The 20,070-nt window shown below is 48.8% G+C and carries 14 protein-coding genes; 13 read left to right on the forward strand and 1 reads right to left on the reverse strand.

Going from position 1 to position 20,070, the window contains the following annotated elements; all coding sequences use genetic code 11:
• Positions 1-45: 45 nt before the first annotated feature.
• The 10 genes from ACT6RZ_RS01755 (at position 46) to ACT6RZ_RS01800 (ending at position 15,512) form a co-directional block, all read left to right on the forward strand.
• The gene (locus ACT6RZ_RS01755; RefSeq protein ID WP_444700461.1) at positions 46-1,059 is read left to right on the forward strand and encodes a FecCD family ABC transporter permease; all 1,014 of its coding nucleotides are present in this window, start codon (positions 46-48) and stop codon (positions 1,057-1,059) included.
• A gap of 3 nt (positions 1,060-1,062) precedes the next feature.
• The gene (locus ACT6RZ_RS01760; protein WP_444700462.1) at positions 1,063-1,926 is read left to right on the forward strand and encodes an ATP-binding cassette domain-containing protein; all 864 of its coding nucleotides are present in this window, start codon (positions 1,063-1,065) and stop codon (positions 1,924-1,926) included.
• Between the two features lie 152 nt (positions 1,927-2,078).
• Positions 2,079-4,238, forward strand: coding sequence for a TonB-dependent siderophore receptor (locus ACT6RZ_RS01765; protein WP_444700463.1), 2,160 nt, complete (start codon positions 2,079-2,081; stop codon positions 4,236-4,238).
• Positions 4,239-4,455: 217 nt separating this feature from the next.
• The gene (locus ACT6RZ_RS01770; protein WP_444700464.1) at positions 4,456-6,708 is read left to right on the forward strand and encodes a TonB-dependent receptor; all 2,253 of its coding nucleotides are present in this window, start codon (positions 4,456-4,458) and stop codon (positions 6,706-6,708) included.
• Between the two features lie 183 nt (positions 6,709-6,891).
• Positions 6,892-9,039, forward strand: coding sequence for a TonB-dependent receptor (locus ACT6RZ_RS01775; protein WP_444700465.1), 2,148 nt, complete (start codon positions 6,892-6,894; stop codon positions 9,037-9,039).
• 18 nt (positions 9,040-9,057) lie between these two features.
• Positions 9,058-10,389 carry a PepSY-associated TM helix domain-containing protein gene (locus tag ACT6RZ_RS01780; RefSeq protein ID WP_444700466.1) on the forward strand — a complete coding sequence of 444 codons (1,332 nt, stop codon included), beginning with the start codon at positions 9,058-9,060 and terminating at the stop codon, positions 10,387-10,389.
• A gap of 192 nt (positions 10,390-10,581) precedes the next feature.
• Positions 10,582-11,256 (forward strand): response regulator transcription factor, encoded by a 675-nt coding sequence (locus ACT6RZ_RS01785; RefSeq protein WP_444700467.1) that lies wholly within the window; start codon positions 10,582-10,584, stop codon positions 11,254-11,256.
• Entirely contained in the window at positions 11,249-12,514 is a 1,266-nt protein-coding gene (locus ACT6RZ_RS01790; protein ID WP_444700468.1) for a HAMP domain-containing sensor histidine kinase, read from the forward strand. The genes ACT6RZ_RS01785 and ACT6RZ_RS01790 overlap by 8 nt, the downstream gene beginning before the upstream one ends.
• 119 nt (positions 12,515-12,633) lie before the next feature.
• Entirely contained in the window at positions 12,634-14,823 is a 2,190-nt protein-coding gene (locus tag ACT6RZ_RS01795; RefSeq protein ID WP_444700469.1) for a TonB-dependent receptor, read from the forward strand.
• A gap of 8 nt (positions 14,824-14,831) precedes the next feature.
• Positions 14,832-15,512 carry a Fe2+-dependent dioxygenase gene (locus tag ACT6RZ_RS01800; RefSeq protein ID WP_444700470.1) on the forward strand — a complete coding sequence of 227 codons (681 nt, stop codon included), beginning with the start codon at positions 14,832-14,834 and terminating at the stop codon, positions 15,510-15,512.
• A gap of 99 nt (positions 15,513-15,611) precedes the next feature.
• Here the strand turns inward: ACT6RZ_RS01800 and ACT6RZ_RS01805 are convergent, their stop codons facing one another.
• A complete protein-coding gene (locus tag ACT6RZ_RS01805; protein WP_444700471.1) occupies positions 15,612-17,849 on the reverse strand; it encodes a TonB-dependent receptor in 2,238 nt (745 codons plus the stop codon).
• Positions 17,850-18,078: 229 nt separating this feature from the next.
• Here ACT6RZ_RS01805 and ACT6RZ_RS01810 point away from each other — a divergent pair, with 229 nt between their 5' ends.
• Genes ACT6RZ_RS01810 through ACT6RZ_RS01820 form a run of 3 tightly spaced genes read left to right on the forward strand, consistent with a single transcriptional unit; the run spans position 18,079 to position 19,977 of the window.
• Positions 18,079-19,125: an alpha-hydroxy acid oxidase gene (locus tag ACT6RZ_RS01810; protein WP_444700472.1), complete on the forward strand. Its 1,047-nt coding sequence runs from the start codon at positions 18,079-18,081 to the stop codon at positions 19,123-19,125.
• A 12-nt stretch (positions 19,126-19,137) separates the two neighbouring features.
• Positions 19,138-19,416, forward strand: a complete 279-nt coding sequence (locus tag ACT6RZ_RS01815; RefSeq protein WP_444700473.1) for a PepSY domain-containing protein — start codon at positions 19,138-19,140, stop codon at positions 19,414-19,416.
• Positions 19,417-19,431: 15 nt separating this feature from the next.
• Positions 19,432-19,977 (forward strand): cytochrome b/b6 domain-containing protein, encoded by a 546-nt coding sequence (locus ACT6RZ_RS01820; protein WP_444700474.1) that lies wholly within the window; start codon positions 19,432-19,434, stop codon positions 19,975-19,977.
• Positions 19,978-20,070 lie beyond the last annotated feature (93 nt).

Consider the following 20,070-nt stretch of genomic DNA (forward strand, 5'->3'; position numbering starts at 1 on the left):
TCAATCAGCGTGATGCCGTTGGCATCACGTTTAACAGCTGGCTTGATGACTAGGCCAGCTTTGTTTTTATGGGCGACCCTGATCCTCTGCATTTGGGTCGCAGCCTGGGCCGGGGCGGTGTCGGTATTGCCTGGCGACTGGCTGGCATTGTTGAATACTGGCACTGATCAACCGTTGACTGGTGGCGCGTATGTGCTGTGGAATCTGCGTTTGCCACGCATCTTTTTTGCCGCCTTGATAGGCGCTGCATTAGGCTTGTCCGGCGCCCTCACGCAAGGTCTGTTCCGCAACCCGCTGGCTGACCCCGGCCTGCTGGGCGTCACCAGCGGTGCGGCGTGCGCTGCGGCTTTAACCATAGTGCTACTGGCTAACAGTGGCATCGATATCCCGATTTCACTGCGCTACTGGATATTACCGCTGGCAGCATTCACGGGTGCGATAGGCGTGTGTTTTCTTCTGGATACCGTCGCCCGCTGGTTAACTGCAGATTCGATCGCCGGGCTATTGCTCACAGGCATCGCGCTCAATGCGCTGGCCACGGCAGTGATAGGCTTGTGTACTTACCTGGCGACTGATGAACAGCTGCGCAGCCTGACCTTCTGGACATTGGGTTCACTCGCTGGCGCCAGCTGGCCGCTGCTGCTGGCATTAGTGGCGCTGCTGCTGGCTGCCATCTGGTATGTACGCCGCCTGGTAAACGAGATGAATGCGCTGGCTTTGGGGGAAGCCACGGCAGCGCATGTGGGCGTCAATGTACGCCATCTGCGTGCGCGTGTCATTATCCTGGTCGCGCTGCTATGCGGCTTTGCCGTCGCCTGGTGCGGCATGATAGGTTTTATCGGCCTGGTAGCACCGCATATCGTGCGGCTGGTGATAGGCCCAGACCAGCGACGCCTGGCCCCATTAGCCATGCTGGTGGGCGCCATCATCCTGCTGGTGGCCGATACTGCCGCACGCACCGTGGCCATTCCGGCCGAGATCCCGGTCGGTATCTTCACCGCGTTGCTGGGGGCACCGTTCTTTCTGGTGCTGCTGGCCGGCATACGCAAGGGAACATGATTCATGTCACTGAACACTGCTAATCAGGCCATTGCTAATCAGGCCAGTGCTAACGAGACTTTGCTCGCCCTGCAGAATGTCACCATCAACCTCGGCAAACGTAGCTTCGGCCCATTTACGCTATCGGTTCAGGCGGGTGAACGTGTCGCCATTCTAGGCCCTAGCGGCGCAGGCAAATCGACACTGCTCAAATTACTCGCCCGTGAATTGACCCCCGCCAGCGGGCAGGCGACATTCTGCCAGCGTGACCTCAAACTATGGTCACTGGTCGACTTGAGCCGACGCCGGGCCATATTGCCGCAATCACACGAAGTCGCTTTTGGCTTGCCGGTAGAGCTGGTCATCGGGCTGGGTCGGGTGGCCCGTGCCTATGACCCCGAGATCACAAGCATAGTGCGTCAGTCAGCAGCGCTGGCATGCGCCGGGCACTTGTTAGAGCGCCGCTTTGATACCCTGTCCGGTGGTGAAAAAGCACGCGTGCAGATGGCAAGAGTGTTTGCACAATTGTGGGACGTTGAAAAAGGCCTGTTGCTGGTAGATGAACCGCTCGCCGCGCTGGACCCTGGCCTGCAATTCAGCCTGATGGATGCCATTTATACTTTTGCCGCCCAGCGCGGCCATGCCATTCTGGCGATCCTGCATGACATCAACCAGGCATTGCAGGGCTTCGAGCGACTGATATTCATTAAAAATGGCAGCATGACTGGCGACTATACCAGCCAGCAAATGACGATCCCGTTATTGGAAGCCCTTTATGATGTCAGCCTGATCAGTGCCGTCAGTGCAAGCGGTGAGACCATTGTTGCTCCCAGCAAGACTCAAACAGAATATCGAACCAGCACAGCCGCCAGGCAGATCCACGGTTAAAACCAGTTGTTAAACCTTTGCATACGCAGTAGTCAGCCACTGCGTCTTCACTTGAGTGATTGAATGATAATTGTTATCATTCTCAACCTTTCAAGTTTTGCTAGCCTATGTGTTCATAGCAATTCCTAGCAGCCATGTATCCCGGAGCCTTTATGCACCCTCATCGTATCAAGACGATCTCACTCGCTTTAATTCTGACTTTCCCCTCAGCTTCATTGTTTGCAGAAGAAACAGGCAATAAAGAAAAGGTGGATTCATTACCTGAAGTCAAAGTGACTTCCAAGGCCGAAAAAGATCAGCCTTCAGAAAAAACCAAGTCTTATACCGTTAAATCTACATCTACTGCCACCCGTTTAAATACCAGCATACGTGAGACACCACAATCCATCTCGGTGATTACGCGTGAGCTATTGGATGACTTTCGCGTATTCAGCGTCAATGATGCCCTTTCGTTTGCAACAGGCATTAAAGTTGAACAGTTTGAGACGGACCGTACCGAATATACTGCACGCGGATTGACTATTACTAATTTCCAGATCGATGGGTTAAGCACACCGATCAGCTTTAGTGGTACCAACTATGGCGATCTGGATGTGGCACTTTATGACCGCATTGAGGTGCTGCGTGGTGCCAATGGTTTACTCACCGGCATTGGTAATCCTTCTGCCACCATTAACTTTATCCGCAAACGACCGACAGCAGAATTTCAGGCGAAAGCAAATGCCTCAGTGGGCGCTTGGGATAATCGCCGCCTGGATGCTGATGTGTCTGGCGCACTGAATGGCGATGGCAGTGTGCGTGGGCGCCTGGTAGTGGCAAACCAGAATAGAAACTCTTATCTTGATCGCTACAGTACCGAAAGAAACGTGGTTTACGGCGTCATCGAAGCCGACTTAAGCGATAACACAACTCTGTCCATTGGGCACACTTACCAGCAGAACAACGCCAGTGGCAATAACTTTGGCAGCTTGCCCTTGTTATATGCTGATGGCAGCAAACGCAATTACAACGTATCAGCTTCTACCGCGCCGGATTGGAGCTACAGAAACGTAGGCACTAAAATCAGCTTTGTAGAGTTAACACATGAGTTTGAGAACGATTGGAAACTGAAAGGGCAGTTAACGCACAAAGAAGTCAGCTCCAAAGGGCGCCATCACTATATTGAAGGTAACGAAGACCGTAGCACCGGTTTGATCACATTCAAAAGCTATCCTTATATTTACGACTTTGCCACCAAAGACCATGTAGCGGATATTTATGCCAATGGCCCATTCGAATTTGCAGGGCGCAAACATGAACTGGTCGTCGGCGCTACTTTAAGTAAAACCTATATGAAAGAGTATTCTCGCGAGGGCGACACTCTTTTCAATGACACACTTAACAACTTCTACACTAGCAGTTTTGATGATATAGGTAATTTTCCCTTACCTACGTTTGGGCCTGAAACTAAAACTTCGGACTACAAAAGTACCAATAGTAATATTTATGGAGCCGCTAAACTTAACCCGATTGATGACTTGAAACTGACGGTGGGCGGCAGCCTGCTGAGTTACAAGTTGAGTGGTATCAGTTATGGGGCGCCACAAGAAGCCAAGGATAACAACAGGTTTACACCGTACATGGGTGCAGTCTATAACCTGTTTGACACACACTCTTTGTATGCGAGTTATGCCGGTATTTACAGGCCGCAGATTGAAAAAAACCTAAGTAACAGCTTACTTCCGGCATTAAAAGGCAAGAACTATGAAGTCGGTGTTAAAAACGAGTGGTTTGATAAAAAATTAAATAGCTCGTTTGCGCTGTTCAAAACTGTGCAAGAGAACCAGGCCCAGTTTGCCGCTCAAACGCCAACACAGACCCTGTATGAGCCTATCAAAGCGACCACCAAAGGCTACGAGTTTGATGTATCCGGTGCGTTAACTGAAAGGTTGAATGTCAATGCCGGTTATACCCGTTTGATGAGCGTGAAGGACGATGACGATCAAAATGTGAACCCATTCATTCCCAGACATCTTGTTCGTCTGACGACAGTTTACAAAGTGCCGTTTATAGAAGATCTGAAGATAGGCGCAAGCGTTAACTGGCAAAGTGATGTGCATGTAGATATCGGCGATGTGCGTTACAAGCAGGATAGCTACGCCGTGTTGAATTTAATGGCTAACTATACGATTGATAAGCACTGGAATGCAGCGGTTAATGTATACAACGTCACCAATGAAAAATACTTATCCAGCCTGAGATATGCAGAAGGCGCTCAAGCTTACTATGCGCCACCAGCAAGCGCTCTGGCGACAGTCACCTGGCAGTATTAACCCGGTCAGCGTGGGGCTGATGATGCAGAGTTGGATTAATACAACACTTATTATCGAAGCAGCTATTTTTCTATCAAATAGTTTGCCTAAATAAATGATAATTATTATCATTCATATAAGTTTATAGCCGCACAACCAAGCTTCTATAAAAGGCTACTGAGAGATCAGTGGCCTTTCTTAATTTGTAGTGCATTTTTATTCAATAATGAGAGATTTGATGATCTTAACAAGTAAATTTGGCAGTGCAACAATCAAGCTGCTGCCTAAAAAATCGGCAATCGCTGTTATGCTGGCGTTTGCAGCTGGCACTGTGTACGCACAAGATGCGCAGTCCGAAAAAGACGGCACAGTGGAGCTGGAAGAAGTGAAAGTAAGTGCATCGGCTGATGCAACAGCAAAGGGGTTGATGAAGCCTTATGCCGGTGGCCAAGTCGCAAAAGGCGGTCGTGTGGGTGCCTTGGGTAATAAAGATGCTATGGATACCCCATTTTCAATCAATGCCTATACCAATACCTTGATCCAGGATCAACAAGCCAAGAGTGTGGGTGATGTATTGCTAAACGATCCGTCTGTGCGCGTGGCGCGTGGTTTTGGTAATTTCCAGGAGTCTTATTTCATCCGTGGTTTTCAGCTTTACTCAGATAGTGTTGCCTACAACGGACTTTATGGACTGTTACCCAGGCAGTATATTGCAGCGGAACTGTTTGAACGCGTTGAAGTTTTGCGTGGTGCTTCTGCATTCCTGAATGGTACTAGCCCAAATGGAGACGGGATCGGTGGCTCGATTTCACTGCTGCCTAAGCGTGCACCAAATGATCCATTGAACCTGTTCACCGCGGGTTGGAGCTCTGGTAATCAGCAATTGTTTTCAGCCGATGTGGCAAGACGTTTCGGACCGGATGATAGTGCAGGTATCCGGTTAAATGTCTCCAGAAGAGATGGTGGCACAGCCATTCATAAAGAACATGCTGAAGTTGATCTGGTTTCACTCGCGCTTGACTGGCGCGGTGAGAATTTAAGGTTGTCCGGTGACATAGGCTACCAGGATAACCATTTGAAGCAGACCCGTACCAATGTTTCTCTTGATGCTGGTATCGCTGTGCCGCGCGCACCAAGAAGCAATAGTAACTGGGCCCAGCCGTGGTCATATTCAAATGAGCGAGACACATTTGGCTCAGTACGTGGTGAATATGATTTTAGCGAAAAAGTAACAGCTTATTTTGCTGGTGGTTTCCGTGAATCGCATGAAGCCAACTCCTTGGCAAACTTGAGCGTGACTAACGCTGTTACGGGGGCTGCGACCACAAATCGTTTTGTCAATACCAGAGAAGACTCAGTAAGAACTGGTGAAATAGGCTTGAAAGGTAAATTTGAAACTGGTTCTATCGATCACGATGTAGTGCTCAACGCGAATTTATATCATTTTGAAAAGAAAACAGCATATACCTATGATTTTGGTGGTACGACACAGAACACTAATTTATACACGCCAGTTTATTCTGCAGAGCCGGCGTTTACCGGAGGTGCAATATCAGATGGCAGTGTGTTAAGTAACCCGAAAACAACAGGTAGGACAATATTGCGAAGTATTGCACTAGGTGACACTTTAGCAATGCTGAACAATCAATTGTTACTTACATTGGGCATCAGGCACCAGGAAATCGTTGGCACAACCTATGATAATACCGGGGCATTTGTCAGTGCGTATGATAAAAGCAGGTTAAGTCCGGTATTGGGGGCCGTGGTTAAGCCATGGGAAGGCATTTCTTTGTATGCAAACTATATCGAAGGTTTAGCGCAGGGTGTAACTGCTCCAGCATCGACAGCGTTCCAACCAATTGCCAACCCTGGACAAACGCTAGCGCCATATGTCTCTAAGCAGAAAGAAATTGGTGCGAAATTCGATTTTGGTAAGGTTCGTGTGACTACTGCATACTTTACAACCGAGAAGCCACGCGGTTTGATTAATGCGGCAAATGTGTTCACCTCGAGCGGGACAGAAGAGCATCAGGGTATTGAGTTGATGACTTATGGTCAGATCCTGCCAAGTTTACGTGTTTTGGGCGGTATCACCTGGTTAGACGCTAAACAGAAAGATACTGAAGGCCCTGCTACCGAGAATAAGCAGACGATTGGTATCCCAGATCGCCAGGCTAACTTGGGACTGGAGTGGGATGCATTTATGGTGCCTGGTTTAACTTTTGATGCACGTGTCATTACTACCGACCATGTGTATGCCAATGCAACCAACACTCAACGCCTGCCTGGGTGGACGCGTTTAGATATCGGAGCACGTTACGCAACCGATATTAAGGGGCATTTGTTCACTGTGCGTGGCCGTATCGATAATCTGACAGATCGTGATTATTGGGCTTCCGCTGGCGGATTTGCCGGTAACACGGGGAATTCTGGCTATCTGGTCTTAGGCGCTCCACGCACTGTCACCGTCAGTGCGCAGCTTGATTTTTAATGCGTAAGTATTAGCGCTAAAGGCGTTGGCGCAATAGCATTTATATCTAAAATGAATTGCATTGTTTAATAATAATCATTATCATATAAAACGCTGATCTATAAGTAAAATCTACAAAAGGCTGCTATCCAAAGGCGGCCTTTTTCTTTTGTTTCAATCAAGTTATTTCACGAGAGTCTGTTGATGTTGTTTACACCGAAAAAAATTGCCGTTGCCGTATTTCTTGCCCTGAGTGTCAGTCATGTGATGGCTGAAGAAAAAAAGAGTGCTGTAGACTCTTCTAGCCCTGAGACTCTGGGCGAGGTAGAAGTTAAAGCTGCTGTAGATACTAATGCCCTGGCAAAACCTTATGCCGGTGGTCAGGTAGCCAAAGGCGGCAGTCTGGGTGTTTTAGGTAATCAGGATGTGATGGACGTGCCTTTCAGTACAGTGAATTACACTTCAGAATTGATCCAGAACCAACAGGCCAGAAGCGTTGCCGATGTGGTGGTGAATGATGCTTCAGTGCGGGCACTCACGGCACCTGGTGGTTTCGGTGATCAGTTCCAGATCAGGGGTTATACCGTTGGTAACGAAGATACCGGTTTGAATGGATTGTTTGGCCTGACTTCAACCACGCGCGTCCCTCTCGAAATGGTAGAGCGTGTGCAAGTGCTTAAAGGCCCGGGTACCTTTGTGAATGGTATTCCACCCAGTGGCAGCATTGGTGGTTCGGTGAATCTGGTCACCAAGCGTGCAGGCAATGAGCCACTGACCAGATTGACCACTTCTTATCTGGGCGAATCGCAATTTGCTGCGCATATTGATGCCGGCCGCCGTTTTGGCCAGAACAATGAATGGGGTGTGCGCGTGAATGCCTTGAAGCGTTCCGGTGAAGGCACTATTGATAAGGGGAGTCAGCAAACAGGCGTGTTCAGCTTAGGTGTCGATTATCTGGGCGAAAAACTGCGCTGGTCACTGGATGCTATTGTGCAACAGGATGATATTCGCGAGTTCAGGCCGCAGGCGACCATTGCTACGTCGGCTACGCGTATTCCTTCTGCACCGGATGCCCGCATAAACTTTTACCCAAAAAGTAAACTGGATTACAACGGTAGAACATTTATGAGTAACCTGGAATATGATGTCAGCTCGAATGTGACCTTGTACGGCGGGATCGGGTATACCGATTTTTCGTATGATCAAACTTTCCCCTCTGCTTTTGGGGGCATAGCTGCGAATGGTAACTTCGCTGCGAGAAATGCGTATTATGATTTCTATAGTCAAACATTTGTTTCCAATGCCGGTGCACGCTTTAAATTCGCAACAGGAAATGTCGGGCATACGCTAACTTTGGCTGCTAATCGTCTGAACCAGGAAACAGGAGCTTTCTTTTTGCAATCTGCAGGCACCAACCCTTCAAATATTAACAACCCAGCACCGTTGCCGGGTATTGCAGGCTCAAGAAACTCTCCAGAAAGAAATCAGGAAAATGTGCTGACCAGCTATGTGTTGACTGATACCTTATCTTTTTTAGATGAGAAAGTGCTGGTGACATTAGGCGTGCGAGACCAGACGATAGAGCAAAAAAATTATAATACTGCTGGGGTGCAAACAAGTAGTTATGACGAAGGTGCTGTATCGCCTTTGGCTGGTGTGGTGGTAAAGCCATTGGATAATGTTTCTATCTACGCTAATCACACAAAGGGTTTGACGCGAGGGATAGTAGTGCCTGTAGGCAGCGGTTTCAGCAACCAGAATGAGGCGCTGGCACCTTATAAATCCACCCAGAACGAGGTGGGTGTTAAGGTGGATTTTGGCCGCATCACTACGGTAGTTAGCGTTTTCCAGATTGAACGGCCTAATCTGGAGACTGATCCACTGACTAGTCGCAGAGGATATATTGGTGAACAGCGTAACCGTGGGCTTGAAATCGCCGCCTATGGTGAACTGACCACTGGTTTGCGCTTTATGGCGAGCACCATGTTCACTGACCCAAAGGTAAAAAGCTCTAACGCGAGTTTTGATGGAAAAGACGCCGTAGGCACGCCTGATTTTACGGCCAACCTGGGCTTAGACTGGGATACCCCATGGATAGAAGGGCTGAGTTTGAACGGGCGTGCGATAGGCACCAGTTCAGGTTATTACAATGGTACAAATACGCTCAGCGTAGCCGGCTGGACGCGCTATGACATAGGTGCGCGTTATGTCACGCAGGCTGCTGGCAAGCCTATCGTACTGCGCGCCAATCTTGAAAACCTGTTTGACAAGAATTACTGGCTGCAAAGCGGTACATTCCTGTCAATAGGGGCGCCACGTACGTTATTATTGTCAGCTACAATCGATTTCTAATTTTTTTCTGGAAAGCATATGCAGTTATCAAACCCGGCCACCGGCTCATGGCGAAAAACATTATTGCTCTGTCATCGTTGGCTGGGTCTTGCCAGTGCTGTATTTCTATTAATCACCGGCCTCACTGGTGCCATCATCTCTTGGGATCACGAACTCGATGAGTTGCTGAACCCGGCATGGATGCATAGCGAGTCTAGCGGCTTGCATCAATCCAGCCTGGTGTTGGCTAAACAAGTCGCAGAGCGCTACCCGCAAGTGCAGGTGAGTTCTATTCCGCTGAATGTGGAGCATGGGCATACGCTGTCTTTAGGGGTGCGGCCGTTGCCAAACCCGCCGGCTGGCCTGGAACCAGTCAAGTTCAATCAGGTGTTCGTAGACCCGGTGAGCGGTCAGGAGTTAGGCAAAAGGGAATGGGGCGCGGTTTGGCCGATAGACCGTACCAATGTGGTCTCTTTTCTCTACAAGCTGCATTACAGTTTGCACCTGCCTGAAATGTGGGGCATAGACCGCTGGGGTATCTGGCTGATGGGCGGGGTGGCGATCATTTGGCTGATCGATAGCTTTGTCGGGTTTTACCTGACCTTGCCTAAATCCGGCCGAAAACCGCAGACCCGCCTGCATAAAGCGCAAGCGACGCATTCTGCCAACCAGGCTTCGTTCTGGCAACGCTGGTGGCCGGCATGGAAAATGCGATGGAACAGCAGCAGCCATAAACGCTATTTCGATATGCATAGAGCATTTGGCTTATGGACGTGGATATTGTTGATTATTTTGGCTTTCTCTGCCCTGGCATTGAATCTGCGCCGCGAAGTGTTTATGCCAGTGATGAAGTCAGCATTCACACTCACGCCTACGCCTTCAGACTTGCGTCCGCGTTTATCGCCAGCGCAGCAACAGCCACCCAAAGTCGATTTTGACAAGATACTGGCACTGGCGATCAATGACGCCAAAGTGCAAGGCTGGCAAGAACCGGCCGGACGTATTTCATACAGTGCGGCGTTCCAGCTGTTTAATGTCGATTTTTATTACCCGGATGCTGACCACGGTATCGCCGGTGCCGGGCATAAGCGCTTGTACTACGACGGGCTGGATGGGCACTACGTCAACAAACGCATCCCCTGGCAAGGCACAGCGGGCGATGTGATCGTGCAGGCGCAGTTCCCCCTGCACTCCGGCCGCATTCTGGGTATCCCCGGACGTATACTGATTTCTGTAATGGGTCTGGTAGTCGCCATGCTTTCGGTCACCGGCGTTTATCTGTGGCTGAAAAAACGCAGAGCCAGAAAAGTGTCTTCCGCCATCGTTCAAGAGGTGCTTGCACCTGGGCGGGTGCATACCATCTCGCATTGATATAAGCATTAGGTGTTTTTGCAAAAGTGGGCATATGGAGTCGGTCTTGAAATGACATCTTTCCTCTAAGGTGCATACAGTCGTGTGTTCAAAGCCGGGTGTACAATAATTCGATTTCAATATCGCCCCTGTTTATTTCAACTATGCAAAATAAGTTCTACCAAATAGGCCGCCAGTGAGAGAAAAACTAATATGCGTATTTTGGTGATTGAAGACAACAAGGATATTTTGGCGAATATTCTTGATTACTTTTCAAAAGAGCACAAAGTTGATTGTGCTCAGGATGGCCTGACCGGCCTGCATTTGGCCGTGACTCAGGAATTTGACCTGATTATTCTCGATGTGATGTTGCCTGGCATAGATGGTTTGCAACTCGCCAGCCGCTTGCGCAACGATGGTAATGTCTTTACTCCCATCATCATGCTTACAGCACGTGATACGTTAGCCGATCGGTTAAAAGGTTTTGAATCCGGCTCTGATGACTACCTGGTAAAACCTTTTTCTCTTGCCGAATTAGAAGCGCGTGCCTTGGCGGTCTACCGGCGTAGCAAGGGTATCAATAGCAGTGTTTTGACGGTGCATGATCTGACCTTTGATATGAAGGGGCTGGTTGTACGAAGAGCTGGTGTTATTTTAAAGATCCCACCTTTGGGCCTGAAGCTGCTGGAAACCCTGATGCAGCAAAGCCCGAATACGGTAAAGCGTAGTGACTTGGAAGAGCAGTTCTGGGGTGATGCAGTGACCCGGGGTGATAATTTGCGCGCCCATATTCATCAGCTGCGAACTGAAATTGATAAGCCGTTTGATGTGCCATTGGTACATACGATACATGGCATCGGCTATCGCATCGGGATCGAAAATGAATAAGGTTTCGATCAGGTGGCGGATCGTGATTGCCTTCACTTTGATCACACTGTTTGTGGCAGGCGCCTTTACCCTGGCAATTTATAAAATCGTACACGCTATCGAAGATGAGCTCCTTTCACAGGAGATGCATGCAAAGCTTGAGTTGATCGTTGCAAATCCTGCTTATCCTCAAACGACGTTGAATGACCTGGGTTTGCATCTTTACACGCCAGACTCAGCTGTGGAGCCTCCAATTGCTAAATACCTTGTCAATCTCAGGCACGGGTTTACTGAGATAGAAGACAAGCCAGTCAGTTACTACATCTATCGGCAATCATTGCATGGAAAAGACTATATCCTGGTGCAGGATGAAAGTTTGTATGAGGATGGATTTGAGCGAAATCTGTTCATCGCCCTGAAGTCAGGCTTTTTGCTCACCACGCTACTTGGCGTGCTGGTGGGCTGGTTATTGGCCAGGCAAATCATCTCACCCATCGTTAAGCTCTCCGATGCATTTTCGCGGCGGAAATTAGGGGCTTTCGACGAGGTTCCGAGTGCCAATACTTTTCCCGATGATGAGATTGGCAGTCTCGCTCAGGCGTTTGAAGAAGCATATGCCAAGCTCAAAGATGCACTATGGCGAGAGCGGCTATTTACCAGTGATGTCAGTCACGAGTTTCGTAGTGGGCTGATGGTCATTTCTTCAAGTTGTGAGTTGTTGATGCAGGCCAGAGCCGAAGATGATCCTGATTATGAGCGGATAGAGAGAATTGCACGGGCGAGTCTGGAAATGCAGCAATTGATAGAGTCATTGATCATCGTTGCACGTGCAGAACATACCGCTACCAATCCTACCAGGACGCAAACGCTGGAACAGATTGCCCAGGAGGCATTCAATCGCTGGCAATCTGGTTTTGAGGCGAAGAACATTATATTCAGGCTGATCATCAATGAAGTGCCAGCATCACGGTCATTCAATGCCGATTTACTATTAACTGCATTGTCCAACCTGCTCAAAAATGCACTTAATTACACCCATCATGGCCAGGTGGAGTTAATCATCGATAAAAACTCTATTTCGGTGATAGATACAGGTGTTGGCATAGCAGTTGAACAGCAGGGTCAGGTGCTGGAACCTTTTGTTCGCAGCAATGACCTGCCACTGGATGGATTGGGTCTGGGCTTATCATTGATACAGCGCATATGTGAGAACCAAGGCTGGCGACTCAGTTTCTTCTCACAACCAGGGCAAGGTTCCACATTTACCATCAGTTTTTAGAGACATCACAAAAAAATCACAAAATACCAACGAAATCCCAATGCCGTTTTATTTATCATGACTGGTTATGAGAACTATTCTCATTAGCATTGATATTTAGGGCCAATAAAAGGGATAAGATGATAAAAAATAATACGTTGCGTATGCGACCGATTGCGGTGATGGTCAGTTTGCTTAGCCTGGGTGCGCAAATGGCACATGCTGAAACTGAGGATCAAAAACCTCAAGCCATGTCGGAAGTGAATGTTAAGTCCCAGCGCACGCAAGACTTGCCAAACAAGGGCTATCAAGCCACTAAGACACGCGTTGGTAAAACCTATCAAGACCCGCAAGATGTACCACAAGCGGTCACCACATTAACTAAAGAATTATTACACGACCAACAAGTTGGTTCATTACGCGAGGCATTGCGTAATGTCGTTGGTTTGTCTTTCAACGCTGCTGAAGGTGGCCGCGCCGGTGATAACTTCAACCTGCGGGGTTTCTACACCTTTGGTGATATCTACCTGGATAACATGCGGGATACCGCACAGTACAACCGCGAAACGTTTAACCTGGAACAGGTAGATGTACTACGTGGTTCTGCCGCTATGCTGTTTGGTCGTGGCCAGGCTGGTGGCGTGATCAACCAGGTTTCTAAAATGGCTGAACTGCGTGATAAAAATACCATTACAGGTAGCGCAGGTGAGTACGATTATCACCAATTTACTGGTGATTTCAATAAACAATTGACTGAAACTGCTGCCATTCGCGTCAATGTGATGGATAGGCATGATGAGACTTATCGTAAAAATCCTACCACTGGTGACAGGCCTGAATTCGACCGCAAAGGCATCGCTGTCAGTTTCGGTGCCGGGATAGGGACAGAAAACGAGTTCTACCTGAACCACATTTACACGCAAACGCGCGACGTACCAGACTTCGGTATTCGTTTCATAGCAACACACCCGCAAAATAATGCACCTAATGGTGCTAGCGACCGTACCTTCTGGGGCGCAAGTAACAACTTTGATGACAGTGATACACGTGTGACTACTGGTATCTTTACGCATAAGTTTACCGAAGACACACAGTTAAGAACACAGCTGCGCAGTGCTACTTATAACCGTGCTTACTGGGCTAAATTGCCTGGTCCAGGAGGCGTCTCACCGGCACTTCCAACAGTCAATAGCAGTGTTGGTCAAAACCAGGCTAGGTACTTGAATTACAACACCGTTAACTTGCAGTCAGATTTCAGTACAAAGTTTGATCTTGCCGGCATGAAACACGCAGTGGTCACAGGCGTTGAATGGTTGAAAGAAGATTCTGTTCGACGCCAATTGGTAGATTTAGACCCTACAGCCGGTGCTTTGTATGAGCGTCATGCCAAAGGAAACTTGCAGAATGCATTTAATGCAGATAACTATGCCGTGTATGCGCAGGACAGTGTTGAATTTATCCCTAACTGGACCGTATTAGCTGGTATCCGCAGGGATGAATTGCATGCCAGGTACACCAGTGCCACCTCACCTAAATTAAGTTATGGAGAATACAGTTACCGTAGTGGTTTATCCTGGCAGCCAACGCCAGACAAGCATTATTACGCTACCTGGAGCGACTCTTTCAGTCCGACTGCTGACTTGTATCAGTTGACCGCAGTGCCTCAAGACCCTGAGCGTAGTAAAACTGTGGAAGTCGGTTCAAAGTGGTTATTTAATGATGGTGATTTAGCGGTTAGAACGGCATTGTTCACAACCACCAAGAATTGGGAGCGTAATTCCGATCTGGAAGCCACATCGGCAATTCTGACCAGGAGACGTCGCACCAACGGGATTGAGTTTGAGGTGACCGGTAAAGTCACGGATCGCTGGGATGTGTTTGCTGGTGTTGCATTCCTGGATGCACGTGTTATTAAAGCCGCTCAAAACGTTGCAGCAGGTAATATTTATAGCTATGCCGATCAACGAGTAGAAGGTCAGCGTGCCAGAAATACACCAATTGCCACATTAAACATCTGGACGACCTATGCTTTGACCGACGCCTGGAAGATAGGCGGCGGAGTTGAAGCTAAAGGTGAGCGTTATGCTTACAATCCAAACTCAGCAAACCTGGGTGGTCAGTTTGTAGGTGGCCACTTCAACCCTAACTCTGCTCCCGGCTATGCACGTGTGGATTTGATGGCGGCCTATGAGCAACCCAAATGGGCCGTGCGTTTAAATGTCAAAAACCTGCTGAATAAGGAGTATTATGACGCGGTATATGACAATGGTGGCTTGGTCACTCCAGGAAACCGTCGTCAGGCTATCGTGACCACTGAATATAAGTTCTAGGAGTTGATTTGCTGCTGAGTTTACCGGGTGTTTTACTTGATGATGAAGTAACATCCATACGTGACCTGTTAAAACAGGCGCAATGGGTGGATGGGCGCACAACCGCCGGTATACAGGCAGCAACCGTTAAAAATAACCAGCAACTGGCCGAACAAGACCCGTTGCTGGCGCAGATCCGCAGGATTGTGATGCAGGCATTGCATCGCGATCCTTTATTTTTTTCTGCGGTGCTCCCGGATAAGATCTTGCCGCCTTTTGTGAATCGCTATGCAGGCGGTACCAATCATTATGGGTTCCATGTCGATAATGCGATGCGTAGCATGCCGGATGGCAGCGCCAGGGTGCGTGCGGATGTGTCAGCGACATTGTTCCTGAATGATCCGGAAGAGTATGAAGGTGGTGAGCTGGTGATCCAGGATGTGTTTGGTGAGCAGCGCGTGAAACTCAAGGCCGGGTCTATGGTGATTTATCCTTCCACTTCTGTGCATGCGGTGACGCCAGTGACAAGCGGTGAGCGCCTGGCCAGCTTTATGTTTATCCAGAGCATGGTACGCGATGCCGCTCACAGGCGTATGCTGTTTGATATGGATATGGCTTTAGTCAAATTACGCCAGCAGCATGGCGAGCTGGCAGAAGTGGTCCAGCTGACGGGTGTCTATCACAACTTGCTGCGTGAGTGGGCTTTGTAACTGTGCTGGTTTAAGCCGCCAGCTGAGTTGATTCAGCTAGAGGATATAAAAAAATCCCTCATGGAAACCCATGAGGGATTTTACTTTAAGCTATGCAGCTTAATATTTAATGTTGAGGGTTAAGAAGCTCAATCTGCCAGGTGCAGGAATGGCATTATGTCTAAAGTAGGTTGCGCTGTAGTATCTTTCGTCAGTCAGGTTTTGCAGGTTGAGTTGTAAATCAAAGTTTTTGTTGATCTTGTACTTGGCCATCGCATCCCAGCGAACGTATGATGGAATGTAACCTGCATTAGCCGGATCAGCGTAGATCTTATCTACATAGAATGCACCACCACCAATGGTCACATCAGGGTGTAGCTGATAAGTGGTCCATAAGCTGGCACTGTTTTTTGCGATCCCGTACATTTGTTTGCCCTTGGATGCTGGGCCGCCTGCCGCGTTTGCATCACCCACCGTTCCAGCCTTGGTTTGTTCTGCATCCAGGTAAGTGTAGCCGCCAAAGACTTTCCATTGCTCAGTGATATTGCCTGCCACACTGAATTCAAAGCCTTTTACCTCTACTTCGCCCGAGTTATCAAAGCCAGTGGAAACAGGTACGCGTGCATTATCTTTCACCGTTTTAAAGATGGCGGCATTCACAGATAAATCATCCAGCACTATCCATTTGGTGCCAAGCTCAACCGTTTTGCTTCTTTCGGGTGAAAGACTTTGAGTACCCGCTACTAATTGACCACCTGCATAGTCAAACATGCCTAGATTCAATCCTACAGGTGAACTGGAGGTTGCATATGTCGCATAAATGTTGGCATTGGTCTGTAGTTTGTAAACTGCACCCAACTGGTAGTTTTTGAATGTATTGTCATTTTTAAACTGCGATGTCTGCGCACCAGTCACGACGTCATTGTTTTCAATTTCAGTGCGATAGCTGTCGATTCTCAAGCCGGCATTAATGATCCAGTTTTCAGACAGGTCGATAGAGTCAAAAGCATAAGCAGATCGGTTGATGGTTCTGCCTTCGAAAGAAGGATGATTGTTTCTGGAGGTGGGAGTGGATGCGGTGTTTGCATCCGGGTTATCCAGGCTGGTCGTTCCTGTAGGTAACACACCGCCGGCATAGGTGTAGTTATCAAGCTTTTCGCGTGAAAACTCTATACCCGCATTCAGATTGTGCTTCAGTGAGCCAGTGTCAAAATTCACAGTCACATCGGTCAGGTTGGCAATGGTGTCTACTCGTGCATCACGGCCTCTTAAATCCCGCGTCACCTGCCTGTTTTGCATGAGTAAGGCTGTGCTGATCGTCGGGCGCGTCGCAACATAATCATTTCTGGTTTTTGCCAGGCGGGTGGTGTTGCGCAGAGTGACATTCTCATTGAATGCATGTTGAATCTTGAGCGTGCCGATATCTGCAGAAGACTCTGCGAAATCACGACCTTTCACACCATACCAGTTGTCTTTATCCCCGACTGGTTTGCCGATCGGGAAGCCACCTGGTTGATAGTAAGGGTTGCCCCAGTCAGGTGTGTCATCTGTTTCAAGATGGTACCAGCTTGCATTCAACTGCGTAGGGCCGTCCAGACCCAAAGTGATCGATGGCATAAAGCCCCAGCGTTTATTTTCTACGTGATCCCGGCCTGGGATATCCGCATCATGACCCATGGCAACCAGGCGTAATGCCGAGTTGTCGCCCAGCATAAAGTTGCCGTCAACGGTGGCGCGTTTGAAGCTGTCGGTACCTAAGCCGATAGAGCCTTTGATAAAGTCGCCTTTCCTCGCCTGTTTGGTGGTGATGTTGATGCTACCGCCAGCAGAGCCGCGGCCATCATAAGCGCCGCTAGGCCCTTTGATGACTTCCATTTGCTCAATGGCAAATACCTCACGTGCCTGCGGGCCGATATCGCGCAATCCATCGACAAAAATAGAGCCCATGGCTTCGAAGCCACGAATGTAAGGGCGATCGCCTACTGCAATGCCGCCTTCGCCTGCACCAAACGTAATGCCGGGCGCAGTGCGTAACGCATCTTGCATGGTGAGTGAGCCGCTGTCTTCAATGACGTCCTTAGAGATGACGGTGACAGATTTTGGCGTGTCGATCAACGGCGCAACAAATTTCTGGCTCGCTGATTTCTTGGGGTTATATCCCGTTGCTGCTGGCTCCTTAGCCAGAGCTTTGTCGGTGACTTCAACGTCAGGCAGTTGGCTGAGCGGCTCTGCTGCGTAGGCATTGAATGAAAGCATCTGGGCGCTGACGAACACCCCGAAAGCCTGAAAAACGGCTTGCGAGATGGGCTTTAGCCCTAATGCATCACGTGAGTGTGATGGTGTTAACGGTTTCTTCATATGTATCCCTATTTATAAATATTATGTTTTGTTTTTTTATAAAAATTGTTAAAAATCACTATTTTTACAAAGGCGAAATTTTATTTTAATTGAGAATTATTATCAATATATACAAGGATGTATAATGTGCAGCAGGGTGCTTGAGCTTATGAAATATGAGTAAAATGTCTCCATGAAGGCCGCTGTTAAAATGACAGCGTTTTACTAACTGCATTTTTGGCTATACGTCATGCAACCGTTGCCACTTTTATCTCATTACCTACAACAAGCGCAGGCTAAATTGCCCGCCGCCATCTGGCATTACCTGCAATCTGATGCGGGTGATGGGCATCAGCTCAATGCTAATGAAATGGCCTGGCAGGCACAGAAACTCATGCCCAGGCCGCTGCAAAATCTGCACAATGCCAATATCGCATGCGAGATGTTTGGAGAGCGTTGGGCGCACCCTATCCTGCTGGCGCCGGTGGCATATCAAAAACTATTTCATGACGATGGTGAAATAGGCACTGCCGTTGCATGTAATGCGCAGCAAGGACAAATGATGGTCAGCAGCCTTGCCAGCCAAACCATTGAACTTATCATTCAACAGGCACAACAACCGCTTTGGTTTCAACTTTACTGGCAGGGTGATCGTGCCCGCACATTGGTGCTTGTACAGAAAGCCATAGCTAGCGGTACCAGTGCAATTGTTTTTACGGTAGATGCGCCAGTGAAGCAGTCGCTTATGGATCTGCCTGAGGGAATTTCGGCAGTCAATCTTGCACAAGCGCTGTCTCCCAGACCCATAAGCCCCGGACAAAGTAACGTGTTTGATGGCTGGATGTCACAGGCGCCGACCTGGGAGGATGTGCAGTGGTTACGTCAGCAGGTCACAGTGCCTTTGTTGGTCAAAGGATTGATGCATGTAGACGACGCAAGACGCGCTGTTGATGTCGGCTGTGAAGGTATTGTGGTTTCCAACCATGGTGGGCGGGTACTGGACAATACACCCACAGTCACTGCTGTTTTGCCACAGATTGTGACCGCCGTCGGTGGGCAGTGCAAAATCCTGGTCGATAGTGGTATCCGCAGTGGTCAGGATGTGTTTAAAGCACTGGCGATGGGTGCGGATGCAGTATGTATAGGTCGCCCTTATATTTGGGGGCTCGCCACCGAAGGCGCGATGGGGGTTGCAAAAGTGATCCGCTGGATGCGGGACGAATTGGAGATGACGATGGCGTTGACTGGTGTATCCAGTCTGCAAGACATCCGTCAGCTAGAGTTGTATCAATCATAAAAGGAAAAAACAATGAAAAAAACAAGCTTTGGTTTACTCATAGGTGCTTTTTTACTGACTGCCACTTCGGCATACGCAGCCGCCGATTGCAAGTCTTACCCGAAAGAGGAATGGGCTTCTGAACAAAGCCTTAAAGAAGCCCTGGACGCAGAGGGCTACACCATCAAAAAATTCAAGATCGATGGCAATTGTTACGAGATTTACGGACGCAATAAAGAAGGCAAGAAAGTCGAGATCTATTTCGATATGAAAACGCTGGCCATCGTTAAGGCCATAGGTTTGAAAGACTAAGCCCAGGCTTCAGCAATGGATGCAGATACCGTATGGCCATGGTGGGTCCGCCTCAGTCATTGGCTGGTGGCCAGCGGCGTGATGACCTTATGGCTGATGAGCCACCTCTGGTATGAAACAGACTGGGTCCATCGTTCGCTTGGCTACATGGTCGTGGCGATAGTTCTGGGGCGCATATTGCTAGGTTGTGTCACGCATTTCAAGTCGGCAAGGTTTTATTGGCCGGGCATAGCGGCCATCAGCTTGCATCTCGCAGAGATGCGCCGGGGGCAGGTTCAACCGCATAAAGGCCATAATCCGCTTGGGCAATGGGCAGTCTATCTGATGTGGTTCTTGATTGCAGCACTTGCAATCAGCGGATGGCTGAGTCGTACCGATGCATTGTGGGGGGAAGATTGGCCGGTGGAGACGCACGCGATTCTGAGCTATTGCCTGATGGGGCTGGTCGTTGTGCATGTGCTGGCTATTTTCTGGCTTTCAAAGATATCCGGGCAACATTTATTGTCACAAATGATACATGGCAGATATGCGCATTTGAAGCGAAAGGGCGCAGTAAAGTAAGCCATTACTCTGCTGGGTCATCAATAGACTTTTAGCTGCATCGCTTGTAGCTGAAGGCTCGGGTCAGTTTGATCCGCAGCAGCCGTTGCGAAG

Source organism: Methylophilus sp. (assembly GCF_052437885.1).
Classification (GTDB): Bacteria; Pseudomonadota; Gammaproteobacteria; order Burkholderiales; family Methylophilaceae; genus Methylophilus.